Origin of the sequence: Pseudarthrobacter sp. ATCC 49987 (assembly GCF_009928425.1) — a bacterium.
In the GTDB taxonomy this organism is placed as follows: domain Bacteria; phylum Actinomycetota; class Actinomycetes; order Actinomycetales; family Micrococcaceae; genus Arthrobacter.
On record NZ_JAABNS010000001.1, the window covers coordinates 1,284,501 to 1,307,014 of the forward strand.

The 22,514-nt window shown below is 55.8% G+C and carries 26 protein-coding genes and 1 pseudogene; 21 read left to right on the forward strand and 6 right to left on the reverse strand.

Annotated elements, in window-relative coordinates:
- Positions 1 to 14 precede the first annotated feature (14 nt).
- From GXK59_RS06075 to GXK59_RS06145, 15 genes are all read left to right on the forward strand, one after another.
- Positions 15 to 188 (forward strand): hypothetical protein, encoded by a 174-nt coding sequence (locus GXK59_RS06075; RefSeq protein ID WP_160665174.1) that lies wholly within the window; start codon positions 15 to 17, stop codon positions 186 to 188.
- Positions 175 to 1,134, forward strand: coding sequence for a phage tail tube protein (locus GXK59_RS06080; protein ID WP_160665176.1), 960 nt, complete (start codon positions 175 to 177; stop codon positions 1,132 to 1,134). Before GXK59_RS06075 ends, GXK59_RS06080 begins: the two co-directional genes overlap by 14 nt.
- A gap of 63 nt (positions 1,135 to 1,197) precedes the next feature.
- Positions 1,198 to 1,617: a hypothetical protein gene (locus GXK59_RS06085; RefSeq protein ID WP_160665178.1), complete on the forward strand. Its 420-nt coding sequence runs from the start codon at positions 1,198 to 1,200 to the stop codon at positions 1,615 to 1,617.
- A 201-nt stretch (positions 1,618 to 1,818) separates the two neighbouring features.
- On the forward strand, positions 1,819 to 3,915 hold the full coding sequence (locus tag GXK59_RS06090) for a hypothetical protein (protein ID WP_160665180.1): 2,097 nt from the start codon (positions 1,819 to 1,821) through the stop codon (positions 3,913 to 3,915).
- Positions 3,912 to 4,763 (forward strand): phage distal tail protein, encoded by an 852-nt coding sequence (locus tag GXK59_RS06095; RefSeq protein ID WP_160665182.1) that lies wholly within the window; start codon positions 3,912 to 3,914, stop codon positions 4,761 to 4,763. Before GXK59_RS06090 ends, GXK59_RS06095 begins: the two co-directional genes overlap by 4 nt.
- Positions 4,763 to 5,875: a hypothetical protein gene (locus GXK59_RS06100; RefSeq protein WP_160665184.1), complete on the forward strand. Its 1,113-nt coding sequence runs from the start codon at positions 4,763 to 4,765 to the stop codon at positions 5,873 to 5,875. Before GXK59_RS06095 ends, GXK59_RS06100 begins: the two co-directional genes overlap by 1 nt.
- Positions 5,875 to 6,396, forward strand: a complete 522-nt coding sequence (locus GXK59_RS06105; protein ID WP_160665186.1) for a hypothetical protein — start codon at positions 5,875 to 5,877, stop codon at positions 6,394 to 6,396. The genes GXK59_RS06100 and GXK59_RS06105 overlap by 1 nt, the downstream gene beginning before the upstream one ends.
- Positions 6,397 to 6,401: 5 nt before the next feature.
- Positions 6,402 to 6,872 carry a hypothetical protein gene (locus tag GXK59_RS06110; protein ID WP_160665188.1) on the forward strand — a complete coding sequence of 157 codons (471 nt, stop codon included), beginning with the start codon at positions 6,402 to 6,404 and terminating at the stop codon, positions 6,870 to 6,872.
- Entirely contained in the window at positions 6,872 to 7,291 is a 420-nt protein-coding gene (locus tag GXK59_RS06115) for a hypothetical protein (RefSeq protein ID WP_160665190.1), read from the forward strand. Before GXK59_RS06110 ends, GXK59_RS06115 begins: the two co-directional genes overlap by 1 nt.
- 28 nt (positions 7,292 to 7,319) lie before the next feature.
- On the forward strand, positions 7,320 to 8,405 hold the full coding sequence (locus tag GXK59_RS06120) for a hypothetical protein (RefSeq protein WP_160665191.1): 1,086 nt from the start codon (positions 7,320 to 7,322) through the stop codon (positions 8,403 to 8,405).
- Between the two features lie 60 nt (positions 8,406 to 8,465).
- Positions 8,466 to 8,774 carry a hypothetical protein gene (locus GXK59_RS06125; protein WP_160665193.1) on the forward strand — a complete coding sequence of 103 codons (309 nt, stop codon included), beginning with the start codon at positions 8,466 to 8,468 and terminating at the stop codon, positions 8,772 to 8,774.
- Positions 8,771 to 9,424, forward strand: coding sequence for a hypothetical protein (locus tag GXK59_RS06130; protein WP_160665195.1), 654 nt, complete (start codon positions 8,771 to 8,773; stop codon positions 9,422 to 9,424). Before GXK59_RS06125 ends, GXK59_RS06130 begins: the two co-directional genes overlap by 4 nt.
- Positions 9,421 to 10,122: a M23 family metallopeptidase gene (locus GXK59_RS06135; protein WP_160665197.1), complete on the forward strand. Its 702-nt coding sequence runs from the start codon at positions 9,421 to 9,423 to the stop codon at positions 10,120 to 10,122. Before GXK59_RS06130 ends, GXK59_RS06135 begins: the two co-directional genes overlap by 4 nt.
- Before the next feature lie 8 nt (positions 10,123 to 10,130).
- Positions 10,131 to 10,367 carry a hypothetical protein gene (locus GXK59_RS06140; RefSeq protein WP_160665199.1) on the forward strand — a complete coding sequence of 79 codons (237 nt, stop codon included), beginning with the start codon at positions 10,131 to 10,133 and terminating at the stop codon, positions 10,365 to 10,367.
- A 112-nt stretch (positions 10,368 to 10,479) separates the two neighbouring features.
- Positions 10,480 to 10,812 carry a histone-like nucleoid-structuring protein Lsr2 gene (locus tag GXK59_RS06145; protein ID WP_160665201.1) on the forward strand — a complete coding sequence of 111 codons (333 nt, stop codon included), beginning with the start codon at positions 10,480 to 10,482 and terminating at the stop codon, positions 10,810 to 10,812.
- Between the two features lie 46 nt (positions 10,813 to 10,858).
- On the opposite strand, the gene GXK59_RS21005 is transcribed toward GXK59_RS06145, so the two are convergent.
- The gene (locus tag GXK59_RS21005) at positions 10,859 to 12,232 is read right to left on the reverse strand and encodes a type IV secretory system conjugative DNA transfer family protein (RefSeq protein ID WP_160665203.1); all 1,374 of its coding nucleotides are present in this window, start codon (positions 12,230 to 12,232) and stop codon (positions 10,859 to 10,861) included.
- Positions 12,233 to 12,660: 428 nt separating this feature from the next.
- Here GXK59_RS21005 and GXK59_RS21010 point away from each other — a divergent pair, with 428 nt between their 5' ends.
- Positions 12,661 to 13,050 (forward strand): HNH endonuclease, encoded by a 390-nt coding sequence (locus GXK59_RS21010; protein ID WP_443094309.1) that lies wholly within the window; start codon positions 12,661 to 12,663, stop codon positions 13,048 to 13,050.
- Between the two features lie 1,111 nt (positions 13,051 to 14,161).
- Here GXK59_RS21010 and GXK59_RS06160 read toward each other — a convergent pair.
- The 4 genes from GXK59_RS06160 to GXK59_RS06175 all read right to left on the reverse strand — a co-directional run bounded on the left by GXK59_RS06160 (position 14,162) and on the right by GXK59_RS06175 (position 16,465).
- Positions 14,162 to 15,324, reverse strand: a protein-coding gene (locus GXK59_RS06160) for an IS3 family transposase (protein ID WP_160664497.1) whose coding sequence is annotated in 2 segments (ribosomal slippage) — positions 14,162 to 15,043 and positions 15,046 to 15,324 — 1,161 coding nt in all. Because the reading frame shifts where the segments join, the coding sequence is not laid out codon by codon here.
- 343 nt (positions 15,325 to 15,667) lie between these two features.
- Positions 15,668 to 15,907, reverse strand: coding sequence for a hypothetical protein (locus tag GXK59_RS06165; RefSeq protein WP_160665207.1), 240 nt, complete (start codon positions 15,905 to 15,907; stop codon positions 15,668 to 15,670).
- Between the two features lie 30 nt (positions 15,908 to 15,937).
- Complete coding sequence (locus tag GXK59_RS06170; protein ID WP_160665209.1) at positions 15,938 to 16,150, reverse strand: hypothetical protein; 213 nt, start codon at positions 16,148 to 16,150, stop codon at positions 15,938 to 15,940.
- Positions 16,151 to 16,465: a hypothetical protein gene (locus tag GXK59_RS06175; RefSeq protein ID WP_160665211.1), complete on the reverse strand. Its 315-nt coding sequence runs from the start codon at positions 16,463 to 16,465 to the stop codon at positions 16,151 to 16,153.
- Positions 16,466 to 16,620: 155 nt separating this feature from the next.
- On the opposite strand from GXK59_RS06175, the gene GXK59_RS06180 reads away from it, so the two are divergent.
- Complete coding sequence (locus GXK59_RS06180; protein WP_160665213.1) at positions 16,621 to 17,211, forward strand: hypothetical protein; 591 nt, start codon at positions 16,621 to 16,623, stop codon at positions 17,209 to 17,211.
- A 3-nt stretch (positions 17,212 to 17,214) separates the two neighbouring features.
- Here GXK59_RS06180 and GXK59_RS06185 read toward each other — a convergent pair whose 3' ends face one another.
- Positions 17,215 to 18,678, reverse strand: a complete 1,464-nt coding sequence (locus GXK59_RS06185) for a recombinase family protein (RefSeq protein ID WP_160665216.1) — start codon at positions 18,676 to 18,678, stop codon at positions 17,215 to 17,217.
- A gap of 56 nt (positions 18,679 to 18,734) precedes the next feature.
- Between GXK59_RS06185 and GXK59_RS06190 the strand changes: the two are divergent.
- The 4 genes and pseudogenes from GXK59_RS06190 to GXK59_RS06205 form a co-directional block, all read left to right on the forward strand.
- Positions 18,735 to 19,346, forward strand: a pseudogene (locus GXK59_RS06190) (ATP-binding protein); the annotation flags it as partial.
- A gap of 73 nt (positions 19,347 to 19,419) precedes the next feature.
- Entirely contained in the window at positions 19,420 to 20,610 is a 1,191-nt protein-coding gene (dprA, locus tag GXK59_RS06195; protein WP_160665218.1) for a DNA-processing protein DprA, read from the forward strand.
- Between the two features lie 100 nt (positions 20,611 to 20,710).
- Entirely contained in the window at positions 20,711 to 21,637 is a 927-nt protein-coding gene (locus tag GXK59_RS06200) for a tyrosine recombinase XerC (RefSeq protein WP_160665220.1), read from the forward strand.
- 301 nt (positions 21,638 to 21,938) lie between these two features.
- A complete protein-coding gene (locus GXK59_RS06205; RefSeq protein ID WP_160665222.1) occupies positions 21,939 to 22,442 on the forward strand; it encodes a DUF3145 domain-containing protein in 504 nt (167 codons plus the stop codon).
- The last annotated feature ends 72 nt before the right edge of the window (positions 22,443 to 22,514 follow it).

Here is a 22,514-nt window from a genome sequence, read left to right on the forward strand (position 1 = left end):
CTTACATTAAGGACATGGCAAAGAATAAAGAAATCGATCTAACCGACGAAGCTTCTGAAAAAGGCACTAAGCGGCAATACTTCTTCCCGACAGAGGGCAAGAGCGTTGAAGCTGAGGATTTGGCAGAGGCTGTCGAGATACTAAACGAAGCAAAGAAAGAACAAGAGGTAGGTGATGGCAACAGGTAGTCCCTTTATTGGACGCAAAGAAGGCGTCGGTCTTGGTATTGAAACAACACCAGGAACATCAGTAGCGCCGAGTACATGGCTCAGGTGGCTTGATCAGGACATTCAAAACAAAGTCACGATCATCGAGAGCGATAGCGCCATGGGCGTTGTTGAGAAGATCGCTGACAGCGCGATAGTTGAGCGATGGGCCGAAGGTACTCTCGCTGGCAAAGTCTCTGATGAATCTATCGGGTACTTCCTACTTGGCATGTTCGGGACTGTCTCGACAGGCACCGTTTCAGCCGGTATTTACCCTCACACGTTCTCTGTGAACCAGACCAGCGTGCCAAAAGCGCTAACCATCTGTCACGTCACACCACTCAAGACTGAGCGTCACTCGTACGGCGTCATCGACAGCTTAGAGCTCAATGCTGAAGCAGGTGCATGGGTCCAAGTAAGTGCGGCTGTCAAAGCTCGTACAGGCGTTACTGCCTCGGATGTTCCGGCCACCACGACTGAGAAAGAGTTCACGAGTAAGCAGATCACCTTCAAGACAGCAGCCAACGTTGCAGGTCTAGGCGCTGCGCCAGTTCTGACCGTCAAGAGCGTGAAGCTTGCATTCGAGCGAGGATCAACACCTTACTTCGCACTCGGAACTGATGATGTGCCTGAGTTTGACCGCGATGTGTTCGAAGCCAAAGGGGAGTTCGTCTTGCGCTACCAGGACACCCAAGTTGAGACTGACTTCCTGGCCAACGCCATCAAGGCGATGGAGCTCAAGATGACCAACGGCACGTCGATCCTGACGCTCACCGCTAGCAAGGTCCGTACCCGCGACCTAGCTAAGTCATCTGACAAAGACGGCATCGTCACTCAAACAGTCCAGTTCTATTGTGAGTTCGATCCGACTGTTAACTCGGCAATCGTTCCACTCTTGAATAACGCAAAGGTTTCCTACGTAGCATAGAACCTAATTGCAAATAGTATTCTCTCCTGCTTAAATACCAACAGTAAATAAGCAGGAGATTTTATGTCTGAACCAAAACGCATTGTAAGCATCAAGAAGTCATCACTAGAGGGCCTGAGCCACGAGTGGGGTGATGAATGCTATGCCTACATCACTCCAGCTACTTATGAAGAGATGCTTGAAGTCAACGAGCTGAACACTGCTGAGCTCACTCAGCGCGAGCAGGTCAACTTTCAGCTGGAACAGGTGAAGAAGCACTTCGTCAGCGGCAAGATTAAAGTGTTCAACGGTACTGAGTTCGAACTGGCTGACATGACCGCAGAAGACGCAGTCGCGACTATCGCGATTGCTGACAAGATATATGCCGACATAATTGGTTTCGAACTGGACCCAAAAGATTTGCGCAAGGCAGCTCAGGAGAACGCCTTGCAAGTGAAAAGCGAGAGCACTACAGAGACTTCCTCGTCAGAGACTTCAGAGTAGGCATCCCTAACGCGGTGGTAATGGAAGTAATGCTCTTCCGTTACCAGGAACGCATGCACCTAGGTTATGAAGAGGTTACTAAGAAAACTCCTTGGGCTGAGATAGAGCGCGCCTTTTACATATGGTCACTTGATAGTGAGCGTGATAAATTAGAAACAGATAGGCAAAAGAAGATATAAATACTTCATAACTAAATACTGCATGGCAAACCCGATTTCCATTCTCATCCAAGCTAAAGACGCCGCATCAGGGACGATTAGGTCAGTTGGCGAGAGCATCGATGAGATGGGCAATAAGTCCAGTGCAGGCTCGAAGAAGGTTGACTCACTAGGCCAAAGAACCGCCGCTCTGGTCGGCGTAGCTGCCGCGGCCGGCGCTGGCGTCTATTCACTTACCTCCGTCATCGGTGACGCTAAAGACGCGGCAAGCAGCTATCAGAACGCCATGGCTGGCCTTGTCTCCATAGCTGGTCACTTCGGCGTCAGTCAGACCGCCGCAACTAAGGCCGCTAAAGAACTGGCGCGTGATGGTCTCATGACTGTCACTGAAAGTGCCAAAGGCCTCAAGAACCTCCTTGCCAGTGGATTCAATCTAGAGCAGTCCATCGTCCTCATGAATCGCTTTAAGGACAGCGCAGCATTCAACCGTCAAGCATCCCTGGGCTTCGGAGAAGCGATAGCCAGTGCCACAGAGGGTATCAAGAATGGCAACAGCATCCTGGTGGACAACGCGGGTGTCACCAAAAACCTAAGCATGATCCTTACTGAGGCTGGATTTAGCGCTCAAGATCTTATGAAAGCCACAACGGATGCTGGCGTCCGCCAAGCCCTGTTTAACGGGATCGTCAAAGAGACGGCACCTATGCTCGGCAACGCGGCATCACTGGCTAAGCAATTTGCAGGAGAAGAAGCCAAGGCAAGTGCTGAAACTATAACGCTGAAGACCAAGCTGGGAGAGGCCCTTCAACCAGCGCTCCTTTCACTGATGAAGGCTTGGACGCCGGTTCTAACAGGTGTCAGGGAATGGGTAACTGCAAATCCTCAATTAGCCGCTGGCTTGGTGATAGGTACAGCACTCTTCTTCGGTCTGGCTGCTGCCGTTGGTGCAGTCGGAATAGCAATGATCGCGATCGCCCCTCTGGTCGCTGTAGTAGGTGGTCCGGTCCTCGCTCTGATCATGGGGATAGGTCTAGCTGTTTCAGTTGCAGCCGGCCTCATTCTCGCTAACTGGGGCGAGGTCTCCAGCTTCCTAAAGACAACCTTCGACTGGATAGGCAAGGCTTTCATCGGTCTTGTCAACGGCACAGTGGACTTCGCACAGAGCTCGTCAGACGCTGTTCTCGCTATACCTAAGGCATTTGAAGACGCTGGTAAGGCAATAGCTGCTAAATGGGCTGAGACTACATCTTGGGTGGCAAAGACAGCCAGGGATCTCTGGGACAGCATAGGGCGAGCATTCCAGACTGGTGTCCAGCAAACAGTTCAGTTCTTCCAGCAGCTCCCGATGGCAATCGCATATGGGCTGGGCTACATCGCCGGAGCCTTGACCGGTTTCGTTACTGTGGCCGTCCCTGCCTTCATAACCGGAGTGATTAACTGGTTCGCTCAGTTGCCAGGAGCAATCGGTGGCTTCGTCCAAGGGGTCTACGTGGCCGTCACGAATTGGTTTGCTCAAATTCCTGGTGCCGTTACTGGCTCTGTGGCATCTATGTATGGCGGCGTTGTCTTTTGGTTCGCGAATACTAGCAGCGCGGTCGGCAACAGTGTTTCGAGCCTCATTACCAACGTCATCAACTGGTTCAATCTGCTGCCTGGGCGAGTTGGCTCGGCTGTCGCTTCTCTTTGGTCGAGCGTCGTTGGTGGACTGATCAACTTCAAGGACAGCTTCATCAAGTGGGCTCAGCAGGTGATTGATTCCGTAGTCGGCGTCTTCAACTCGCTGCCACAGAAGATCAACGAGGCGGTCGGCAAAGCAGTCAACTCAGCCAAGAACTTCATGGGCGACGTAGGTAACAACATCTCTAAGGGCTTTCAATCTGGCGTTGGTGCGTTCAATGGACACAAGAACGCGCTAGGGACGAACTTCGCTCGTGGGGGAAGAACGCTTGTCGGTGAGATGGGTCCAGAGATCATAGACCTCCCTCAGGGCTCCAAGGTGATGCCGGCCTACCGGACTAGACAGGAAGGTTCAGGTGGAGGTGGCCCTACGGTTGTCATCCAGAACATGAACGTCAACAACGGGGAGAACCCACGCAGAATATTTGAAGAAATAGGGTTCGCCCTGGAGCTCGCATCGTGAAAATTTGGCTTAATGACTACCTTCTAAACGACTCGACCAACCGCACGTATCTGCGTGAACCAATCGAGGGCCTAGAACTACCGGGTATCCGTACAAGTGATGGCATGCGATCAGGGCAATCAGGCAGCTACACAGGCGCTCAGTTCTACGACGCAAGGTTCCTGACGCTTCAAGGGCACATCTTCTCGGACACGATTGCAGTGGCTAAGCAGAAGCGCCGTGAGATCCAAGCAGCACTGCCTCTGTACCCGACTCCAATAGTCGTCCGTATCCAAGATGATGATGGCTACATCTACGTGTTCAGCGCGCAACTCCGTGACTTCAAGATGCCGCTCACCCAGTCGAACTTCAAGCACGTCTTCAAGATCGAACTCAAGGCCGATGATCCGACCATCTTTGATGACACTGCCGGCACAGCTTTGACTGCCACCATCATGAAGCCAATCTCAGGCGGTATGCAGTTCACAGATACGAGCCCACAGTTTGGCTCCACGTTCTATTTCTCTGCAGGTCAGCCTATAAGCACGGTGATCAACACCAGCAACGTCACCGTCTACCCGGTCATCACCATCACAGGTAAGACAACCAATCCAGTCCTGACGAACAAGACGACGGGTCAAGTCTGGTCACTGGCTGGCTACTCGGTAGCGACAGACTCAGTGACAGCGATCGACATGTACAACCACACCGTCAAGTTAAACGGCGGCAGCGTATTTTCATACATTCCACTCACTGCTGAGTGGTGGGGCTTTGCTCCTGGTCCTAACGAGATCCTTCTAGCAAGCGATCTGGACAGCGATGTAAAGACGGCAACAATTACATGGCGACCTGGAGTCATGGGGATCTAATGGCGTACTCGACGAAGTACACCGTCGAGCTGTGGACGAAGAGCGGACTCCGCATCTGCGAGATAACTCACTTGGTTCAGAATCTCTCCTGGGCGGAAGAGCGGAACGAAGCAGAGTCGCTTCAGTTCAGCATGGATCTAGATGCCTTCGAAACGTACATGATCGACAAGGTGGGAGCGGACCCTGTCAGCAACTTCCGTGAAGGCCAAACAGAGATCAAGGTCAAGGAGAACGGCGAGTATCTGTTTGGTACTCAGCTCTACTACGCACCGATCAATCTCAACAACGATGGATCGGCCACAATCAGCGTCCAAGCAACCGGCTATCTCAACTTCTTCAAAGACCGTTACCCAGATCCAACCATTAGCTACAGCGGCATTGAGTCAGTAGAGATCTTCTATGACCTCATCAGGAAGGCTCAGTTAGCGACGTACGGGAATTATGGCATCATCATTCCTGCCAGCGGCTACTACGTCACAGGCAAGCTTAGAGACCGTTCCTTTGAGCAATTCACCAGCTCGACCAAACTCAACTTGCAGCGGCTCACAAACTTGGTTGATGGAAACTTCGACTTCAAGATCCTTGCAGACAAGACCGTGATGACCTACGCAGCCATTGGTTCACCGCGTACTGACTTCAAGCTGGTCTTCGATAGAAAGAACTTCCGCTCATCAATTGATTCGGCAAAGCTAAACAGGGGAGCCAACAACCTCTACAACCAAGTGATTGGCATCGGATCTGGCTTCGGCAAGGATCAGCTCGCCTCGACTAAAAATGATCTGCCATCTCAAAATGAGTTTGGGCTCAGGCAATTAGCTACTCAGTTCAACGAAGTGAAGGTCCAGAGCACCCTAGATGAGAACACTCAGGCACGACTCGACAGAGTGAAGAGTCTCCTTCGAATGCCACAGGTGACTGTCTCCGCGGCTGACCTTCCAGCCGTACGAGTAGATGTTGGCGACATCATTCCTCTTCAGTTCACCGGACGAGCACTGTTAGAAGACCTGACAGGTGTATACCGAGTGGAGCGTAAAGAGTGCAACGTAGACGAAAACCATTTCCTCAAAGAGGTGAAGTTCTACTTCGAGAAGACGGGGGAGTACACCGTCTAATGGCCGGGACGCTCAACCAACTGCCTGAGATGGCCTTACTGAACGGTATCCGCAACGCGCGGCAGGTTGGCGCTGAATTGAAGGCAGCTCAGCGTATGAGCGGTGCTAGTAACCAGCTCAACTACGAGATCAAGACAACGAACACTTGGGATCGGACAGATACAGTCACCGCCGCCACCTCAACGCAGATGACGCTCGAAGTTACGATGACCTGCGATAAGACCCAGCCGTGGCCTGAGGCACTGCTCTACCTAGACATCCGGGCGAACGGCACCGGGGACGCAAACAAATTCACGTACCTCATTGGCACGTACGGTGGTACTACCTACAACGGTGCCCTTGGCTGGTCAGATGGCACCAACGTCATCACAAGCGGCACGATGAATCGAAACTTCGACAACGCAACGGTGATCTTTGTCTGGACGGTCAATTTCTTCTACAAGGGCACCATCACCTATTACGCCAAGCCAGCTATCCGGGCGTCGTGCGGCGGCACGTTGACGTTGACGAGGACTCTCTAATGGGAGTGACCAACTTCGACAACCTGATTGAGAATCAAGTCGTTTCAACACTTCGAGACGCTGCTCAGACAATGAACGAGCGCAAGGCCGTCCAACGTGTCGGCGGTTCGAGCGTTCGCTACTATCGGACTGATAGTCCAGGTGCCTGGCTGTGGACCGGCCGGCTCGATACCCAGTCTTTACAGAGTTCGACCACAGGATTCGCGCGATTCACAGTGGTGTTCACATCGAGCACAAGTGCTGCCTTTATGTCGTCGTGCGTTGCCGACGTCGAGAGTAGTAGCGATGGGATCACATGGGCACCCCAGGACGCTCCCTTCAATTGGTTCCTCCAGGACGCCGGGGTTGTCAACGCTGAGCCGTATAAAGCCAAGTATGAGCTGAGCCTGCAAGGCCCCTACAACGAATACCGACGGTTCAAGGTGCAAGCGCTCACTTCTGACCCGGTATCTATCAACGCTGTGAGGATTCTGTAGTGAGTGTGCTCGACTCACTTCCCGATGGTTCGATAAGTCGCCTCGTGCGCGAAGTTGAAACGGCACAGAAGGAGATCAAGGCACCTCAGACTATTGGCAGCTCTGGTGTATTGATGGGTATTACGATCAGCCAGGCTGCCGCTGACATCACGGTCCCTGCCGGCGATGGCCGAGCCATTCTTCTGCAATATACACCTTCAGACTTGAGCTTTGGTGGAGGGTTAATATACCGCGCGTACGAAAGCGTAAATGGAAGTTCTTCTTACAGCGAGATCTTTCTCCAGTATCGACTTCGGGTGGGTTTGGATGGTATCCAGTCGTGGAGAATACCAACATTCAATCAGGGTCTCCCGGAGAAAACTTATAAGTTCCTATTTATTGGCATTGGGTCTGGTACATTCACAGCAAATTTAATATAGTAGGCCTATAAGGGGCCAATAAACAAAGATGTACGACAACTTCAAACTACTCAACTACAGCAACTCGTTAGTATCGCCGGAGTTATACGCTCGTCATCAGTCCAAACTCTTCACTGGCAACGTCGTTAACGGCCTGCTTGTCATCCCTAAGACCGGTCTTATAGTCACTCTGCCAACTGGCAATGGATTCATCCCGTATGGCTCAGGTGCTACCGCGTCAAACCGTGAGTTCAGCCTCGTTGTAGACTTCGACATCACTCTAGACACCGCCGACGCAAGTAATCCTCGTATCGATCTAATCGTGATCTACGCAGACCTTGCTGTGACCCTTCCTGGAGGAACACCGGGCGTTGCCAACTTAGACGGTCCTGGTGTTGTGAAGGCGACCTTTGTAAAAGGCACTCCAAACGCTAGTCCTGTAGAACCAACAGTCGGAGCAATCCAGACGAAGATCGGCGCAGCTAATCCGTACATCATCGTTGCTGAGGTGAGGGTTGATGCATTAGTCACTACTATCGCGGCGAATAAGATTACGGATAGGCGAGTGCTGGTGGGTCCGGTGAGATTGTCAGCCGGTACCGTTAATACGGCTACTATTGCGGATGCAAACGTGACAACTGCCAAAATAGCTGACGCTAGTGTTACCTATACTAAAATGAATTACGCAACCATCCCTCTAGGGCAACTTAGTTTTAACTCTTATGGTACGGCAGGGGGGGTTGTTGTCACCGGTACGTTAGTAGTTCCATTTAATAAATTCACAACCAACTCAAGTACGCAGATAACGCAATCGGGTGGGCAGAATATGCTTCTCTCACAAGCGGGCTGGTATGAACTTCTTTTTAACGCGAACGTCACTGATGGTGCTGGTACTTTACAATACGTCCCGTACATTCAGTACTCCACCGATAGCACAACATGGTATGAAGCCTCACCGCTGTTACATAATATAACTGCGATAAACGCCCGTGGTTCATCAATGGCCACCGATATTTTCTTGCCAGCAAATACCTATGTCCGTGCAGTCATCTTTACGACTGGTGCGTTGCGATTCGCCGCCGCATCCGCTTTCACTGAACCCCAAATGTCATTAACGGTTAAGCGAATTGGCTAAGGAAAACCACCATGAGCCACAAGCCAAAAACAACCATCAAGGAGACGGAAGAGGTGAGTCGTGCATGATCCCGACTCACCTGTTAAGCGCCATGAACTCGAACGCGTGGCCGAGCATCTTGAGATGTACCAAGAGCGCAACCTTGAGGACAATAAGGAGATAAAGCAACTACTCAAAGACGTCGGCGCATCTATCCGCGCCAATACTGATGAGATCAAGAAGAGCTATGTCAGCAATGACCGGCTTGAAATCCGCCTCGCTCCACACGAAACCATCCGCAAGTTCTTCTGGTGGGTGGCTGGTGGCATGGGGATCATGTTCCTCGCCACGTTGTACCAGCTTCTCATCAACGGAGTGAAGTCGTTGTGAAGCTTTACCGTAAAGGAATGCTGCGAGCGGCTATAAGTGCTGCCATCATCGTCGTAGTCCTGCTGATAGTCGGCGGCAACGTCTTCGTGACGAACCAACTCATCGAGCGTAATCAGCCAGCGGTCAGCATCACGCCCGGTTCACCTACAAAAGGGGATAAAGGTGAAAAGGGAGATAAGGGCGACCGCCCAACTGCCCAAGAAGTACAGCAGGCTGTGACTGACTACTGCACATCCACAGGAGTGTGTGAAGGTAGCAGACCATCTACTGAGGATGTCTTCGCTGCTGTGGCTAAGTTCTGTGAGAACAATGCCTGTCGCGGTAATGATGGAGCAGCCGGATTAGACGGCCAAAATGCGCCGCTTGTGACTACCGAACAAATAGCTTCAGTCGTAAACACTTACTGTTCAGACGGGCGCTGTCGTGGTGCTGACGGCATCAATGGCTTAGATGGAAAAGACGGCGTTGTCATCCCGATGGTATGGGCCTGCGTGTTGCGCTCTGATGAGACTACCCCAGCTCCACTTATGACGAAGCAGTATGAGAGCTGGAAGTACGCTAACGAGCCTGACGAAGCCTATCGCGACCAGTTTGAGCTATCGCCTGGACAAAAATGTGTTGATCCAGTTGATCTGAGGGACGCAGCATGAGATGGCCGCTGAAAGACTTCTGGATAAGCCAGGGGTACAGCGCAGGGCATCAAGCGAACGACCTAGCCGCTAACCAGGGCGTGCCGATCTATGCACCAGAGTCCGGCGTCGTGACTGCCGTGAACAATAACCCGGCATCTTACTTCGGTGGCAACTACGTGAAGATGCGGGGCGACTCAGGAAACGTGTACTACATGGGCCATAACTCGAAGAACCATGTGGGCAAAGACGCGCGCGTTGCTGAAGGTCAGCACATTGCTGATGTCGGCATGACAGGAACGGCAACCGGACCGCATATTCATTTTCAAATTGAGAAGGGCGGGAAGTTGCTCGACCCAAGTGTCGTAATGAAAAACAAGGTCACATCACAAGGAGGAGAAGCAATGATACAAGATACAGACAACGAATACGGGCGCTGGCACAAACTTGGATACCAGATACGAGGCCGTAACCTCACTCGCGAAGAATTTCGCAAGTCAGCAGTCGGTAGGACATGGCTAACCGCGCTAGAAATATTGTCCGATAACACTGAATCTGACACAGCGACTCACGCACAGGAGATTGGACAGGTGGCGATCCGCGACGATTGGGCGGGTCAAATATACGGACTCATCGACCAGCTCAAGGCGATGCCACAAAACACCAGCGAATCAGAGAAGAAACTACAAACCATTAAAGATGCGCTTGGCATCAAGTAAGGAGAAATATGACACCAATCACTAAATCACAAGCAGTAAAGATCCTAAAAGCTCTCGCCTACTCTTTCGTATCAGGCTTCATTGGAGTCCTGGTTCTAGTTGGTGCAGACTTCATCAACGCAGCAACGACCGGTCAAGCTACAGTCGTCAATCTCGTGACGGCTCTCATAGGTGCTGCGGTCATCGGCGGCATCAACGCAGTGTTCGTTACGATCAAGCAACTGCTCACACCATCGAATACATAGCATAATTGCCTGCTAGGAAGCTACCAGACGATTCCTAAGCCAAAAGACGATTATTGACCCACCTAAGACCTACAGCGTTGCTGTGGGTCTTTTTAGCGCGTAGTCTTCAAATATGGCCAAAGAAACGAAAATCATAATCCGCGATGACATCGACGGCTCTGAAGACGCAAAGTCTTACAAGTTCGGCTGGGGAGATGACCAGTACGAGATCGACTTGAGTGATAAGAACGCCAAGAAGCTCACGGATTTTCTAAACGAGTACATCAACGTTGCTGCTAAGGTGACTGCCCGCTTGCCGCGTTCAAGTGGATCATCCTCAGCTCCTAAGAGCAATAAAGAGTATCTGGCAAAGGTTAGAGCCTGGGCGGCAGATAACGGGATTGAAGTGTCTTCAAGGGGTAGGGTGGCGCAGTCAGTCGTTGACGCCTACGAAAAGGCAAACTAGGCCTCGATGAAGAAAGCCCCGTCTCGAAGGTGAGACGGGGCTTTCTTCATTCGCCATGGTCGACTCTCCGCCTACCCATATGGGGGTGACGTTTAGTCTCATCAACGCGAGCTCGTCGTCGGTTGTCGATGTCCTGATGCACTTTGGCGATAGGCGTCCCGTGCTTGATGGCGGATAGGTGAACTGCCCTATCCGCGGTTCCTGTAGACGGAAATGGAGCCAACGCGGTGAAGGTCACCGGATCACCAGTGCCTCGCTCGTTGGCTATCCAGGCAATGGCGTCGTACTTCTTGAGGGCGGTGATGTCAGTCTCTGTGACATGAGATGACCCGATGGAGTTGAGCCACATACGAGCTTCTTTAGCCGTGCTTTCAAACAGCACCTTTGTGCCGGTGTTGTTGAGGATGGCTGAGCGCGTGTTTTTGTCGATCTTGTCGCTATCGTCCATGAACTGCGTCGATGTAGTCAGCGTGAACTTGTGCTTGCGGCCGCGAGCCAGGATGTCATCTAGTCCTACATCAATTTTTGTCATCTGCTGCAACTCGTCGAGGTACACGAAGTTGTTCCTGTCCGGAGTGAGGTTCTGTGCTTCCGTCCAGAGGGCTTGGAATAGCAGTGTGCCGAGGAGGCCGGCTGTGTCTTCGGGCAGGCCAGCAAGGTTGACCAGAAGGATCTTGTTGCCAAGCAGCACGTCCTTGATGTTGAAGCCAGACTGCGATTGCCCAAGTATGTTGTGAATCTCTGGACGGCTATTGAGCTGCCAGAGGCGATCATAGAGAGGCTGTGACCTCATGCGCCGTTCTTCTTCTTTGAGGTTCATCCAGTCCTCCATGAAGAACTTGATTTGCCGATCCTTCACAGAGTTCACGACTGACCTAGCCCATGTGACCTCTTCCGGTGTCCGCGGCCTAAGTAGAGGGAGGAGATCAATCAGCGTGGCGTTGCCATACTCAATAAGCGAATAGAGCCCGTGATGGATCAGCTCACGGGTCCAAACGCCTTTGCTGTCGGGATAGAGCTGCTGGAACAAGGCAGATACCTGATCCACCACCATGTGAGCATTGCCCTGGTCGAGGATATTGAAGCCCACCGGATTGTCCACGGACTCACTGACGTTCAGGATGACCACGTCATCGAGCCGCTCGAAAGGGACGTAGTTGAGTGCACGGTTGAACAGCGTCTCGGGTGAGTTGCTGTTACTGGCGTCAATGATGACTACGCCGTAGCCCTTGGCCATGTCCTGAGCCGCAGAGTTGGCAAGCAGTACGGATTTGCCCGTATTATGGTTTATGAGCCCGCAAGCCAAATAGTTCTCATAATAGGGAACATGGAAATCAAAGTAAGTTTCGTCCTCTTCCTGTTTTACCTGCCATATTGTATTCTTAAAATAAGAATTAAATGGGAGATTATGTTTTGTCAAGGACCAGTGACGAAAAGGTGCAAAGGATTCTCGAACTAGCGAGAGCGGTAAAAGGGACCGGGAATATAGCGCGAATAGTGGGTGTGCAGTCGAATACGGTAACGGCAATTTCTTCAAGACACGGCGTGAAAGTCGAGCCAGCCGTCCTATCCCGATGGACTGAAACCATGATCGACGAAGCCGTTCGCCTGTATGAGGCGGGCCATAACGCGTATCAGGTGAGCAAGATGATGAACCGTGGTTATCGTCAGACGAACCAGTATCTCGCGAACCGCGGCGTAGAACTTCGCGGTAAAGGAAGCCCCGGAGCCAAGAACTATTTTTGGCGGTCTGGTCGCCGTGTGGATAAGGATGGATACATTCTTGTGTACTCGCCAGACCATCCACACAGGACGTCCGCGAATGCAGTCCGAGAGCATCGCCTGGTGATGGAGAAACTGATCGGCCGCTATCTGGAGCCTCATGAGGTCGTGGATCATAGGAATGGGGATAAGGGTGATAACCGACCTCAAAACCTTCGGCTTTTTTCATCAAACGCTGAGCATCTCGCTGCAACCTTGAAAGGGCGCGTCCCGAAATGGTCGGAAGAGGGACGCGTGCGCCTGGCTGCTGCGAATAGAGTTCTTCGACTTCGACGTAGGATGATCCGTTCCATACGCGATGGTGGCCTGTTACCACAACGGAGCTCTCACCGTTGTCTAGCCGATACATGCCCTCTTTTTGAAACTGGACAGGCGGCTCGGCGTGCGCGACAACGAGCTGTCGCTCGTGCATGGCGAAAACGTAGAAAGGAGCAGCGTCTTCAAACCGCTGCCTAACTGTTCGCGTTAGTCCGGTAACCGGATCATAGATCGGCGTATCTCCGCGGAGGCATCCAGATTTGCCGCCGATATGTGCGTGAAGGATCTCTTTGTCACCGTACCCCTGGGCGATGCGGCGGCCCTTCTGGCTGGTGTGGTTGCTCGTACCAAGGACACGGCCGATTCGTGCGATTTCTTCCGTCGCGAAGAATTGTCGACCCTGCATGCGGGGGAGTCCTGGAATAGATGGTGTTCCAAGAGGGAAGCCGGCAAGTGCCGCGAGTTCGAGGACATTGAGCAGCGAAGGTAGTCGCCAGGGCGTCGAAGCGTTGTTTACTGCGTCCTGGTGAATGTCGATGTCACCTAGAGGCTTCTTGGCGACTAGCCATGCGTTCTGACTATTAGCTGTTTTCATACCCTTGAAGATGCCGTCAGTGAGGAACCGCGCTCTACCGTCAGTCTTGGCTTGAGCTGCAACACGAGCAATTACCTCATAGCAGTCGTAGTCGAGCTTCTTGCGCCGATCCTCAACTTCTTCACGGCTGGCCGTCCGACCCAGCATTTCAGACACAATGCCGTGCCTAGTTGAAATGACAGGATGCTCGGTCGACGGTTTCCGCTGGAGCCCTGCCGGTGCAATGACCCACTGAAGAACTGCCGCTTCGCCGTGCCCAAGAGCATGGGCCAAATTCGTCAGGATGTCCTTTGAGATTATCTCTGGTGTGTTGACGTTGAGAGTGCGTGTGCTGTCTGACAGTACGATTTCTTCGACATGCGTCCATGCCATACGCGGCCGTGATAAGTCGTCTTCTATGACGCTGCCGGGGATCTGGTGCCGTATCTGGCTCGTGACCTGTTCGGCAAACTGCCAGGGAACTAGCAAGCGAAACTCTATGCTTCCCTTCAGTGCCCACGCTTCAAGTACGAGACTCGGGCGACCCATGATGAAAGTGAATGAGCCAAGAGGCAGCGTGGTGTGGATGACACGAAACATAGCTTGTACTGCGTCTATGGGCAGCTCGCCAGGAAACCTAACGATGTAGGCCTTGCGTTCTTTGTCATACTCGAACTGTGACTTAATCATTCGGGACTGCTGAAGGTTTAGTTGACAGCTGGGGTTGATAATTTCTTACGCGGCTGAGGCCGCGTTTTTTATTGTCTCAAACTCGATTGGTGTCAGCCGTCCGAGGGCACGTTGACGGCGTTTGCGGTGGTAGCTGCGCTCGATCCAGGTCGTGATGGCCAGCCGGAGCTCGGCCCGGGTCTCCCATCGTTTCCGGTTCAGGACGTTCTTTTGCAGCAGGGAGAAGAACGATTCCATCGCTGCATTGTCACCGCATGCCCCTACCCGGCCCATCGATCCGTTCAGGCCGTAGGTGTTCAGGGCCAGGACGAACTTTCTGGATCTGAACTGGGACCCTCTGTCCGAGTGGACCACCGTGCCCGCCGGTTTCCTGAGGGCCACGGCGTGGTCCAGGGCGGCGACGGCCAGGGACGCTTTCATCCGCCCGTCCATCGAGTACCCGACGATCCGGTTTGAGTGAAGGTCCTTGATCGCGCACAGGTACAGCTTGCCCTCCCCGGTGTGGTGCTCGGTGATGTCCGTGAGCCATTTCCGGTTCGGTGCCGTGGCGCTGAAGTCCCGTTCGACGAGGTCATCGTGGACCGGCGGGCCGGCCTTGAGCCCTGACCGGCGCCGGCGGTGGATCACCGAGAGGATGCCGTTCTCCGAGCACAGCCGCCAGATCCGGCGTTCACTGGCCCCAGGGCCGGGACCGGCGTTGATCTCATCGGCGATGAACCGGTATCCGAAGGCAGGATCGTCCCGGTGGTGATCGATGGCGGCGTTGATCAGATGCGCTTCTTCCCAGTCCCGGGCCGGGACGGGATTGGCGGCCCACTGGTAGTAGGCCTGTCTGGAGAAATTCAGTACCCGGCAGGACACTGCCACGGGAACCCGGATCGGGGCGTCCCTGGCAGCCAGCTCGCGGACCAGCGGGTACATCATTTTTTTGGGTTGATGTCCCGGGACAAGTAGGCCACGGCACGGCGCATGACTTCGGCTTCCTGTTCCAGGAGCCGGATGCGTTTGTTGGCCTCCCGCAACTTCGCGGCGTCATCGGACACCGCCCCGGACTTCACGCCGTCTTCTCTGTCGGCGATCTTCATCCAGCGGTGCAGGGCAGCGGGCGAGACACCGAAGTCCTTGGCGATCTGGATGATGGGCGCTTCGCCCTTGCGGGCAACCGCGACGACATCGCGGCGGAATTCTTCGGGAAAGGCTTTGGGCATGATGAACATCCTTCCACCCGCAAGGATCAAATCCTCACAGGCAAAGTGTCAATCAAACCTTCAGCAGTCCCTTCCCATCAAACCCTCCCAAGTTGGTGGATTGAATTTAGGTGAAGAAAAAGCCACGTCATGCCACTTTTACTTTGACACAACGTGACTTTTTCGACTAGCTAACGACGACGTCCTGAGATTGCCTTCGCAGCCACAATGAGAAGCCAAAGGATGATCGCTGCCGCCACGTATGGGCTGATGATTGTCCAGATCCCGCCAGCAACGTATGCCATGGCGTCGCCGAATGCTTGGTTCACTTGATCGCCGGTTACTGCCGGTACGAAAAAAGACCTCATCGATCCCACCACTTCTTGACGTCGGCGCCCGCGCCCTTGAACTGACCCTCGTAGAACCTGTAGACCGCCCTGGTGTGCCTTGCCTGCTTACGGTTCTGGTGCATGACGGCCCACGCAAGCCAAGCCAGAAGAAGGAACATGATGATCAGGAATATGAAGACTCCTGTAAGCATCGCCATTCCTTCGATGTCGGACATGGTTTCGACCGATCCTGCGACTGCTGTTGTGATACTCATTTCTGTCTACCCTTCTCTTAACTGGATTATTTAGACGGTCCCGCGCAAGCGGTGATAGCGACTAGCAGCTTTATTCATGAGCTGCTTCGTTTGATAGATGTCCTTAGCCAAATCCGAAGCGTGACGTTGTCGGGGGCTAACTCTTTTTGGTTCGTCCTTGATGACCAGATCAAGAATCGTCACTACCCCGTGGTACGCGGCAATACCAAGGCCCATGCACACGATGAGCAGTGTGATGTTCATTTAGAATCCCCACTTAGACTGCGTGGGGGACTGGCCGCCGTTGAGACGCGTCGCAGTCCTCTCGATGAAGGCCATCTGGAGCGGAGCCAGCAGATGGTTTAGCGTCTCGTCGTCGCCGGCCAGCTCTCGTCGATATGAATCAACCTCAATTGCCCTATCCATGCAGTGCTTAGTGAGATGAGCATCGCCTTCAGTGACGAACGCGCGGTACTTGAGAACATCGCGGTATTCAGTGGCCGCTAGCTCGATCTCAGACGGCTTCTTCCTGCTGTTGTCTTCTTCGCCAGTCAAGAGGCGAACCAGTGCATTGGTCATTGCGACTCCTTAGGTGGGGTGGTGCCCGAGTTGGGCGTACTTCCACACTGGGACACGAAGAGCAGGAAATCAGCAGATGTATGTACGTTGTCAGGCGACACTTTAGAGTTGGGCGCAATGCTAGACACGACAACTTAGCGACACGGGGGACCAAGATGATGACGGTCGATCAGTTAGTAAAGGCGTTTCAGGAGCTACGCCGCGATAGGGGGGTTACCGCAGCTAAGTTGCAGCATCGACCTGATCTGTTGGCGGAGTTCAACATAGAGACGGGTGCCGAGTTCATCAGCTTCCTCGAAGAGACGACCATCCCCGTCATGAACGATCCCAAGTGCAAAGCCGCTCTGGTGGCCCTGGCGATTGGCTTCGAGCCTCTGAAGGACTTGAAGACAAGGCGACTCCACCACGCGGGAGTCGAGTCTGAAGCGTTTGGCGACGTTCAACAGAACATCCGTCGCCACGAAGACGAAGGCTTTAAAGAGATCGCTCTACTCTTACTGGACAGGGGCCAGAAGCGCCTTGATACGCGCAATCTTTATGAGCGAGTCGACGAGCTTGAAATGGCCGTGCGTCACTTGTCCACGATTATTAGGGAGTTGCTACAGTATGCCCCGTTCTCCGACGAGGACAAAGTGACGCTGACGGCGAGGATTGATCGGTATCCAGAAGCATTGAAGCGGCCTCTTCGGCCAAGAGAAGTACCCTTGATAGGTGATGAAACTATTATTTTGACGCCTAAGAATTAGGAGTTAGGCCTTCCATTCAATACGAATTAACGAACAGTCAAACCGATACTGTCTCCATTTCGGGAAGCCTTGTCCTTTAATGCGCGGATCAATCAGTACTTTGTCGATGAGCGCATCCACTAACTGACGACGCCACATGAGATCGGCCTTATCCCAAGCCTCTTTGACGGTCTGACCTGCTGGAATGTTGGCGAGCGTTGTCTTACTCGACTTTTTGTCTAGCTCACGTCCTAGCGCATCTAAACGTGCTTGGGCGGTGGTTTTAGCCGTCTTGTATTCGCTGAAGGTCATCTCGCCTGTGGAGTAGAGGTTCAAGATTTCCTGCAGGCGTTGTGCTTGGTCGTCACGTTCACGCATGAGTTGCTTGAGTGCTGGTGTGGCTGACCTTGTGCCCTCGATCAGTTCACCGAGTTCCGGCGTATCAAGGCGGTACATGATGCAGTCGATTACCAGTTCCTCGACGGGAGCTTGGCGTCGCTTTACTCCACCACAACCAACCTCGCCGCGGGTGTCGTCAAACTTACGGCAGTTGAAAGCTGGCTGATAGTTGCCCTGCCTATCCTGCGCGCTGATGATGTTCATCCGATTGCCACACTGGCCACAGAAGACAAAGCCCTTCAGTAGGTGCTTCCGTGTATATGAGCGTGATCCATAGAGGGCAGTGCCGCGCTTGATAGCTATTTGCAGGTCATCCCAAGTGTCCTGGGTAATGAGTGGTGGCCACTGCGCTGGATACTCATTCTCGTTGTGGACGCGGATAGAAATATTGCGGGGCCTGACGGCGACGTTGCGGACATTGATGGCGGTCCACTTCTTACCCTTAGCTGTCGGAATGCCGCGTTCAACAAGATCTAGGGCGATGCTGCGCCACGAGTCGCCACCTATGAAGCGATCAATAACTTCACGGACTATGGCGGCTTCGTGCTCGATGATGCTCATGCCGTTCTGCTCATAGCCGTATGCCCTATTACCTCCTGACGGTTTACCCGATTTGGCGGCTTGTAGCTTCGATGCCTTCACTCGGTCCGTAGATGTCTCCACCTCATAAGATGCCCAGGCAGCTAGCGTCTTCGCCGTGGCTCGTCCGGCTGGTGTCGTCAGATCAAAGTAGCCGGCCATGACTGTGTGAGTCGGGACTGTATGCGGCTGGCAGACATCGATGTACTTCTCAAGGTCTATCGTTCGCCGTAGTAGGCGGTCCTGATGCCAGACAATAACTGCATCGACTTCGCCCTGACGCACGGCTTTTAGAAGGGCCTCATATCCTGGACGATGTTTGCCGCTGAACGCTGACAGGTCGTTATCGCTGTATACGCCGTCAACCGTCATACCTAGGCGTGTAGCCAAGTCGCGGCAGTCTGCTTCCTGACGCTCCACTCCAAGCCCTGCACCTGTGCGGTCCTTGCTGATTCTGGCGTAAATGGCGCAACGAAGACGCCCTTGAGTGAGGGTTTTGGCGGATTGCATAAATATTTCCTTCTGTGAATAACTATACAGAAACGTGGTGTATTATGCAATGTTTTGACGAGGCTCCTGAATACGAGCGCCGGGTCCTTGATGCGCTCCGGCAGCCGCTGGAGAGCGGAGAGCTCGTACTTCACCGGTCGGCGGGAACAGCGGCGTACCCTGCCCGCTTCCAGCTTGTCCTTGCGGCCAACCCGTGCCCCTGCGGCAAGGCCACGGGCAAGGGGGTCGACTGCATCTGCACCCCCACAATGCGCCGGCGGTATCTGGCCCGGATGTCCGGGCCGCTGCTGGACAGGGTCGACATCCAGCTGCAGGTCGAACGCGTGTCGCTGGCCGACTTTGGCCGGCCAGGGGCGGAAGAGGACACCGCAACCATTGCGTCCCGCGTCCGGGCCGCACGGGAGCGCCAGCTCGGTCGGCTGCTGCCGTTCGGGATGGAGACCAACGCCCAGGTGCCGGGGCGCGTGCTGCGGGGTGCCCTGCGGCTCGGCGCCCCCACCACCCGGATCCTGGACCATGCCCTGGAGCGTGGGGTGCTGACGGCCCGCGGCTACGACCGCGTGTTGCGCCTCGCGTGGACCCTGGCGGATTTGGCCCTCCGTGACGTCCCGGCGGCAGATGACATCGGATTGGCGCTCAACCTCCGGCAGGCGGCTGTCGCCGCGTAGTAGAAACACCCGACTGTCGCCGCCGCGAAACTGGGGCGCCGCCACCAAAGCCGGCCCGTGAAAGGACAACACCATGACAGAGAGCGAACGGACCGCACGGGCAGCGTTATCCCGGCTGTTTGAGCCGCAGGACGCCGCCGGCCTCGCGCTCGTGCGCATCGCCGGGGCGGAGGACGCGCTGAAGATCGCGACCGGTCAGGTGGCCGCCGGAGCGGACCTGGAACAGGAGATGTTCCGGCTCCTGCAGGAGAACAGCTCGGGCAGCGGCTGGACGGGCTTGGGGACGGCCCGGAAGCGCTGGGCGCCGAGGGTCCCGGATCTGGCACCGGATCGGGACCTCGCCACGATGCAGCGGCTCGGCGGACGCCTGATCATCCCCTCCGACGAGTTTTGGCCCCGCCAACTGGCGGACCTCGGACTGCAGGAACCGATCTGTCTCTGGTGGCGCGGCAACGAGCAGGAGCTGCCTCCGCCCGGCAGGTCCATTGCACTGGTGGGTTCCAGGGACAGCACCTCCTACGGCGCGTCCGTAACGGCCGACCTCGCGTATTCACTGACGCAGCGCGGATTCACGATCATTTCCGGCGGCGCCTACGGGATCGACGCCCACGCCCATCGTTCCGCCCTCGCCGGCGGATCCGGCGGCAGTATGCCCACCATCGCCGTCATGGCAGGAGGGGTGGACCGCTTCTATCCCTCCGGCAACGAGGACCTGTTGCGGACCGTCGCGAACCAGGGGGCGGTCCTGGCAGAGGTCCCGCCGGGCTCCGCGCCGACGCGGTACAGGTTCCTGCAGCGCAACCGGCTGATCGCTGCGCTGGCGTCCGTCACGGTCGTGGTGGAAGCACGGTGGAGATCCGGCGCGCTGAACACGGCGCACCATGCGGAAACGCTCGGCAGGGCCGTTGGCGCCGTGCCGGGGTCAGTGCACAGCGCCAACTCCGCAGGGTGCCACCGACTGCTCCGGGAAGGCGGCGCGGTCTGCGTCACCGATGCGGGGGAGATCGCGGAGCTCGCATCGCCCAGCGGCGAATCGTTGCCCGAGGTCAAGGCCGGCCGGCCGGCTGTCCAGGATGGACTGACGCTGGAGGACCTTATCCTGCTGGACGCCCTGCCGCTGCGGGCCACAAGTTCCGTCGAAAAGCTCACCGCCGTTGCGGGCCTCAGCGCGGAGTCGGTCCGTGCTGGCCTGGGCCGGCTCGGGCTGCTGGGCCTGGCCGAGTCGCACCGCGGCGGCTGGAAGCGGTCCGGAAAGGAAAGCTGAACGGCGCCCGGCGTGCCAGGGGGCGGCACCGTCGGGCACCGGACCGGCGGCTCGCCGTCGGGCTCCTTGATCGCCGGGCGATTCCTGCGAGAGTAAGGGGGTGTCCACACAGCAGATCCCGGCCGCACTGGCCACCGCCGCCCAGGGTTTCGGCCGCTACCTGGAAGCGGAACGCGGGCGTTCAGCCCATACGGTACGCGCCTACCTTTCCGACGTCGGCAGCCTCCTTGAATACGCAGCCTCCGAAGGAGCGCATGACCTTGCGGGCCTGGAGCTAGGCACCCTGCGGCGCTGGCTCGGCTCGCAGAGCGAAGCGGGGATGTCCCGTGCCACCCTGGCCCGCCGCCCCGCCACGGCCCGGGCATTCACCGCCTGGGCCGTCCGCGAGGAACTGATCGAAGCCGACCCCGCACTCCGCTTGAAAGCGCCGAAACGGGAGAAGTCCCTGCCCGGAGTGCTGCATCAGCAGCAGGTCCTTCGGCTCGTCGCCGGCGCGGAATCCGCGGCCGCCGAGGGCGGACCCCTGCCATTGCGGAACCGGGCCATGGTGGAGCTCCTGTACGCCACCGGCATCCGGGTCGGCGAGCTGGCCGGCCTCGACGTGGACGACCTCGATCCTGACCGCAGGACCCTTCGCGTGCTCGGCAAGGGCAACAAGGAACGCACTGTGCCGTACGGGCTGCCCGCAGCACTCGCCGTCGACGACTGGCTCCGCCGGGGCCGGCCCGCCCTCGCCACGGATACCTCCGGGCCCGCACTCTTCCTCGGTGCCCGCGGCAAACGGGTGGACCAGCGGCAGGTCCGCAGCGTGGTCCACGATCTGCTGGAAGCCCTGGGGGACACCGCCGCCACGGGACCGCACGCCCTCCGGCACTCCGCGGCCACGCACCTGCTCGACGGCGGGGCCGACCTCAGGGCGGTGCAGGAAATCCTGGGACACAGCAGCCTGGCCACCACCCAGATCTACACCCATGTCTCCGTCGAAAGGCTCCGGCAGAGCTACCAGCAGGCCCACCCGCGGGCCTGAACCCAGCGCTTCAGGCCGGCCCAGTCGACCGAAGTGGACACATACGGCACCCCGTGCGGCGCGCCGGAGAAGACGCGCCGAATTGCGCTGGCGTAATTAGGTGGGGTACGGCAGAATAAGAACCACGCCCGGCAACTTTCAAGTGTTGCTTGAAGCTCTTGAGCATCAAGTCCCACCGAGGAACCGGGCAGTAACTTAATAGTCTGGCAAGGACCACCCGCATCACTACGGACCCGAGCAACAGACAGACATTCAGGCAGAGGTCGTTGGGGAAGACGTACCTACAGCTATGGAGGATGGAATGTCTGTTGCACTGACCCGCGGTGTGTTGTTCGTTCACTCGGCCCCAACTGCCCTGTGCCCCCACGTTGAGTGGGCCATAGGTTCAGTTGTGGACAAGCGGACGGACCTTGAGTGGACTGCTCAGCCAGCAGCGCCCGGAATGTTCCGGGCTGAGCTGTCGTGGACCGGAAACCCGGGCACGGGGGCCCAACTGGCGTCCGCGCTTCGAGGCTGGGCGCACCTGCGCTACGAAGTCACGGAAGAGCCCAGCCAGGGCGTCGATGGCGGCCGCTGGTCGCACACTCCGGAGCTTGGCATCTTCCACGCCTCCACGGACGTGCACGGCAACATCATGGTCTCCGAGGACCGCATCCGATACGCGTACGAATCCGGCGCCGGCGACCCCTCCGCGGTTTACCATGAGCTTTCCCTGGCTCTCGGCGAAGCGTGGGACGAAGAACTCGAGCCCTTTCGGCACGCCGCCGAAGGCGCCCCGGTGCGCTGGCTCCACCAGGTCGGCTAAGACCTGCAAGCCAGCCGCAACACACCCCCATAGCTGCGCCGGGAACACAGATGGCGGCAATGTTCACGAAGA